At 70.6% G+C, this 6113-nt stretch carries 2 protein-coding genes; one reads left to right on the top strand and one right to left on the bottom strand.

The genetic code is table 11. The features are described 5' to 3' along the window. Positions 1-279: hypothetical protein (locus AB0J80_RS38365; protein ID WP_364714746.1), on the bottom strand; the 279-nt coding region annotated here is incomplete at its 3' end. Here AB0J80_RS38365 and AB0J80_RS38360 point away from each other — a divergent pair. Then, the coding region (locus tag AB0J80_RS38360; RefSeq protein ID WP_364714744.1) for an amino acid adenylation domain-containing protein at positions 163-6113 on the top strand (5951 nt) is incomplete at its 3' end. The two genes, AB0J80_RS38365 and AB0J80_RS38360, sit on opposite strands and share 117 nt — an antisense overlap.

Below are 6113 nucleotides of genomic sequence, written 5' to 3'. Positions count from 1 at the left end.
CTGGTGGCGTATGTGGTCGGTGATGCGGCGGGTCTGCGGGATTTTGTGAGTGGGTTGTTGCCGGATTATCTGGTGCCGGCGGCGTTCGTGGCGCTTGATGTTCTGCCGGTGACGGCGAACGGTAAGTTGGATCGGGCTGCTTTGCCGGCGCCGAGTGTTGAGGTGAGGAATACCGCGCCGCGTACGCCGCGTGAGGAATTGCTGTGCGGGATTTTCGCCGATGTGCTGGGTGTGGCGACGGTCGGCGTCGATGACAGTTTCTTCGACCTGGGTGGTCACTCGCTGCTGGCGATGCGACTGATCAGCCGCATCCGTCGTGACCTGGGCGTCGAGCTCGGGATCCGGGATCTGTTCCAGGCGCCGACGGTCGCCGGCCTCGCCCACCGGATCGCCGTCGGGGCGGACGCTGCCAGGCCCGAGCTCAAGCCCGCGCACCGGCCCGACGTGCTGCCGCTGTCCTACGCCCAGCAGCGGCTCTGGTTCATCGACCAGATCGAGGGGCCGAGCTCCACGTACAACGTGCAGTACGCGGTGCGGCTCACCGGCACCCTCGACCGGGCCGCGCTGCACGATGCTGTCGCGGACGTCGTCGGGCGGCACGAGTCGCTACGCACCATCTATCCGGCGACCGGCGGCCGGCCCCGCCAGCAGGTGCTCGCGCCGCGGTCGGTGCCCAGCCTGTTCAGCGTGGACGAGAGTCCGGACGAGGCTGAGGCGTTCCGTGCCGCGGCCGATCGGCGCTTCGACCTCGAGGCCGAGGCGCCTATCCGCTTCACATTGTTCGTGCGGGATCCGGACGAGGCGGTGCTGCTGATCGTGGCGCACCACATCGTGGCCGACGGCTGGTCGATGGGCCCGCTGCTGCGCGACCTGGCATCCGCGTACGAGGCGCGGCTCGGTGGCTCCGCTCCCGAGTGGCAAGAGCTGCCGGTGCAGTATGCCGACTACACGCTGTGGCAGCGCGATCTGCTGGGTTCCGACGACGACCCGCTGAGCCTGGCCGCCCGGCAGCTCGCCTACTGGCGCGGCGCACTGGCCGGACTCCCGGACCAACTGGAGCTCCCGTCCGACCGTCCTCGCCCCGTCGAGTCCAGCTACCGGGGCGCCGCACTCGGGATCGATGTGGACCCGATTCTGCATCGCGCGCTGATCGGCCTGGCCCGCGCCAGCGGAACCACGTTGTTCATGGTGATTCAGGCGGCCCTCGCCACGCTGCTGACCCGGCTCGGTGCCGGCACCGACATCCCGCTCGGCACCCCGGTCGCGGGCCGGGCCGACCAGGCGCTCGACGACCTCGTGGGATTCTTCGTCAACACGCTCGTGTTGCGCACCGACACCGGCGGCGACCCGACATTCCGCGAGCTGCTGGCGCGGGTGCGGGAGGTCGATCTGGCCGCGTACGCCCACCAGGACGTGCCGTTCGACCGGGTGGTCGAGGAGCTGAACCCCGAGCGGTCGCTCTCCCGGCACCCGCTGTTCCAGATCATGCTGGCCCTGCAGAACAACGCCGCCGCCGACCTGCACCTTCCGGCGCTGACCGTGACGCCCAACCCGGTCGAGAACACCGTCGCCAAGTTCGACCTGACCGTCACCCTGACCGAGCGCAGCGATGACGACGGTGCGCCCGCCGGCCTCACCGGATACCTCGAGTACGCCACCGACCTGTTCGACCGCGGCACCGCCGAACTGTTGCGGGCCCGGCTGATCCGCGTGCTGGCTGCTGTGGCGGCCCACCCGGACGTCCGGATCGGTGCGGTCGACCTGCTCACCACCGACGAGCGGCACCGCATCGTCGTCGACTGGAACGACACCGCCGCGGCGTACCCGCGGGATGCGACGATCCATGGGACCTTCGCCGCCCAGGCCGCCGCGACGCCCGAAAGGACGGCGCTCTACTTCGGCGACGACGAGATCAGCTACACCGAACTCGACACCCGCGCCAACCGGCTCGCGCACCACCTCATCGGCCTCGGCGTCCGCCCCGGTGACCTGGTCGGCGTGTACGTCGAGCGCGGTCCGGAGCTGGTGGTGGGGCTGCTCGCCGCCCTCAAGGCCGGCTGCGCCTATGTCCCGCTCGACCCGTCACACCCGCGGGATCGGATCGCCGGGATCATCACCGGCGCCCGGTTGCGGGCGCTGGTCACCCAACGACACCTGGCGATCCCGTCGCCGGCCACCTCGCTGGTGCTGATCGACCGCGTCTCGCTCGACGGCGAGCCGGACACCGCCCCGGACGTGCACGTCACCGCCGACGACGTCGCATGCGTGCTCTACACGTCCGGGTCCACCGGGCGGCCCAAGGGCGTGGCGACACCGCACCGGGCGACGATCCGCACCTTCTTCGCCCAGTCCTATGTCGATTTCGGTGCCGACCAGGTGTGGCTGCAGTGCGCGCCGGTCTCCTGGGACGGTCTGACGCTCGAGTTGTGGCCCTCGTTGCTGCACGGCGCAGCGTGCGTACTCGCCCCCGGGCAGAGCCCGGACCCCGCGATCATCGCCGGCCTGGTCGCCCGGCACGGCGTGACCACGCTCTGGCTGTCCGCCGGCCTGTTCGCCGTGATGGCCGACGACTACCCGGAGGTGTTCGCCACCGCGCGGCAGGTGATGACCGGCGGCGAGGCGCCCTCCCTCGCCCACCTGGTCAAGGTGCGGCGAGCCAACCCGCAGCTGCGGCTGGTGCACGGCTATGGGCCGGTCGAGAGCATGGTCTTCACCAATACGCACCGGATCGAAGCGCGCGACGACGGTGCCACGGTGATGCCGATCGGGGCGACGATCGCGAACACGCAGGTGTACCTGCTAGACGCCGGACTCGCGCCGACGCCGGTCGGGGTGGTGGGTGAGCTGTACGCGGCCGGCGACGGGCTGGCCCACGGGTACCTCGGCGATCCCCGCCTGAGCGCCGAGCGGTTCGTCGCCAACCCGTTCGGGACCGCCGCCCGGATGTACCGCACCGGCGACCTCGGTCGCTGGCGGGCCGACGGGAAGCTGGAGTTCGTCGGGCGCGCCGACCACCAGGTGAAGGTGCGTGGCTTCCGGATCGAACTGGGCGAGATCGAGGCCGTGCTGGCCCGACACGCGGAGGTGACTCAGTCCGCCGTACTTCTCCGCGAGGACCGCCCGGGGGACAAGCGCCTGGTCGCGTATGTGGTGCCCGGCACGGACGCGGCCGAGCTGCACCGGCACGCCGCCGCGTTGCTGCCCCAGTACATGGTGCCGTCAGCGTTCGTGCCGCTGGAGGCGTTGCCGCTGACCCCGAACGGCAAGCTGGACCGCCGGGCGCTGCCTGCGCCCACCGTGGACTCCACCGGCACCGCGCCGCGCACCCCGCGCGAGGAGATCCTCTGCGGCATCTTCGGGGCCCTGCTCGGCCTCGACAAGGTCGGGATCAACGACAACTTCTTCGCCCTCGGCGGGCACTCGCTGCTCGCGGCCCGGCTGATCAGCCGGCTCCGCGCGGTGCTCGGCGTGGAGCTGACTGTCCGCGACCTGTTCCAGGCGCCCACGATCGCCGGTCTGGACGCGCTGCTCGATGGCGCGGGAGATGCCCGCCCGGCGCTGCGTGCCGCCGACCGCCCCGACCTGCTGCCGCTGTCGTACGCCCAGCAGCGGCTCTGGGTGCTCGACCAGATGGAGGGGCCGTCCGCGACGTACAACGTGCCGGTCTCCATCCGGCTGGTCGGCGCGCTCGATCGGCCGGCGCTGCAGGCCGCGCTGACCGACGTCGCCGCCCGCCACGAGGCGCTGCGGACCGTGTTCCCGCCGGTGAAGGGTGGCTCTCGGCAGGTGATTCTGCCGTCGTCGGAGGTCTCGTTGGTCGAGGCCGGCGAACGGGACGCGCAGTACGCGTTCGATCTCACCGCCGAGGCACCGATACGGGCGACGCTCGCGGAGAACGGCCCGGACGACCACGTGCTGCTGCTCGTCCTGCACCACATCGTCAGCGACGGCTGGTCCCTCGCGCCGCTGTGCCGCGACCTGGCCATCGCGTACGAGGCTCGGCTCGACGGGCGAGCGCCGAACTTCACGCCGCTGCCGGTGCAGTACGCCGACTACACGCTCTGGCAGCGCGACGTGCTGGGCTCCGAGGACGACCCGGACAGTGTGCTCTCCCGCCAGCTCGGGTTCTGGCGGAACGCCCTGGCCGGCGCACCCGACCAGCTCGAACTACCCACCGATCGGGTGCGGCCCGGCACACCGAGCCATCGGGGCGCTCTGGTCGAGGCAGACCTCGGCGCCGACCTGTACCGCGCCCTGCTGGAGCTCGCCAGGGACAGCCAGACGACCCTCTTCATGGTGCTCCAGGCCGCGCTCGCGGCGCTGCTGACCAGGCTCGGCGCCGGCACCGACATCCTGCTCGGCACTCCGGTCGCGGCCCGTTCCGACGAGGCGCTGGACGATCTGGTCGGCTTCTTCGTCAACACCCTCGTGCTGCGCACCGACACCGCCGGCGATCCGACGTTCCGCGAGCTGCTGGCCCGGGTACGGGACGCCGACCTCGCCGCCTACTCCCATCAGGACGTGCCGTTCGAGCGGCTGGTCGAGCTGGTCAACCCGGAGCGAACGCTGGCGCGGCACCCGCTGTTCCAGGTCATGCTCGTCCTGCAGAACAACGCGCATGCGCGGCTCGACCTCCCCGGGCTGGACGCCCAGGTCGAAACGGTCAGCAACGGCCGGGCGAAGTTCGATCTGACCATGGCGTTCGCCGAGCGCCCGGACGGGCTGGGCTGCGCCCTCGAGTACGCCACCGACCTGTTCGATCCGGCCACCGCCGAGGAGCTCGTCGCCCGGCTGGTGCGGCTGCTGGAGGCCGTGGTCGTCAAGCCCGACCTGTCACTCGGGCAGCTACCGGTGCTGACCGCCTCAGAGGCCCGGACCTCGCTGGTCACCTGGAACGACACGGCGGCCGAGTTCCCGCACGACCGCTGTGTTCATGAGCTGATCGCGGCGGTCGACCCGGGCCGTACAGCGCTGATCTTCGGCACCGAACGGGTCAGCTACGGCGACCTCGACGCGCGCGCCAACCGTCTCGCGCGCGAGCTGGTGCGGCACGGGGTCGCGCGTGGCGCGACCGTGGGCGTACTGCTGGAGCGCGGAGTCGACCTGGTGGTTGCCGTGCTCGCGGTGCTCAAGGCAGGCGGCGCCTACACGGTGCTGGACCCGCAGTTCCCGGACGAGCGCCTGGCCGCCGTCACCCAGCACGCCGGCGTGGGGCTCGTGGTCACCGCGGCCGCGCTGGCGGCCCGGGCACCCTGCGCGCCCGTACTTGTCGAAAGCGTGCCCGGTGAACCCGCCGCCGACCCCGGTCGGCGGGCTGACGCGGGCGACGCGGTGTGCGTGATGTTCACGTCGGGGTCGACGGGGGTGCCGAAGGGTGTGGTGGCCTCGCACCGCTCGGTGGTGGGCACGTTGACGTCGCAGGATTTTGTGCATTTCGGTGCTGGTGAGGTGTGGCTGCAGTGCGCGCCGGTGTCGTGGGATGCGTTCGCTTTGGAGTTGTTCGGGGCGTTGTTGCACGGGGCGACGTGTGTGTTGCAGCCGGGTCAGGTGCCGGAGCCGGCGGTGATCGCTCGGCTGGTCGCCGAGCATCGGATCAGCACTGTGCATTTCTCGGCGAGTTTGCTGAACCTTTTGGTGGATGAGTATCCGGAGACGTTCGAGGGTGTCGGTCAGGTGATGACCGGCGGTGAGGCGGCGTCGGTGGCGCATCTTGCCCGGCTGCAGCGGCGTTATCCGGCGTTGCGGATCGTGAACGGGTATTCGCCGGTGGAGTCGATGATTTTCACTGCCTGTCACACCGTGCGTGCGGAGGATCTCGGCAGGGCTGCGATCCCGGTTGGCAGGCCGATCGCGAACAAGCGGTTCTATGTGTTGGATCAGCAGCTCAACCCGGTGCCGATCGGGGTCGCGGGTGAGTTGTACATGGCGGGGGTTGGTCTGGCTGATGGGTATGTGGGTCAGTCGGGGTTGACCGCACTACGGTTTGTGGCGAACCCGTTCGAGCCGGGTGAACGCTGCTATCGCACCGGTGACCTGGTCCGGTGGCGTGGTGACGGGGTGCTGGATTTCCTCGGCCGTGCTGATGATCAGGTGAAGATCCGTGGTTTCCGGGT

It is taken from the genome of Actinoplanes sp. NPDC049548 (assembly GCF_040676695.1).
GTDB lineage: Bacteria > Actinomycetota > Actinomycetes > Mycobacteriales > Micromonosporaceae > Actinoplanes.
Note: the sequence above shows the minus strand (reverse complement) of the source record. Positions and strands in the feature narration are given on the sequence as shown.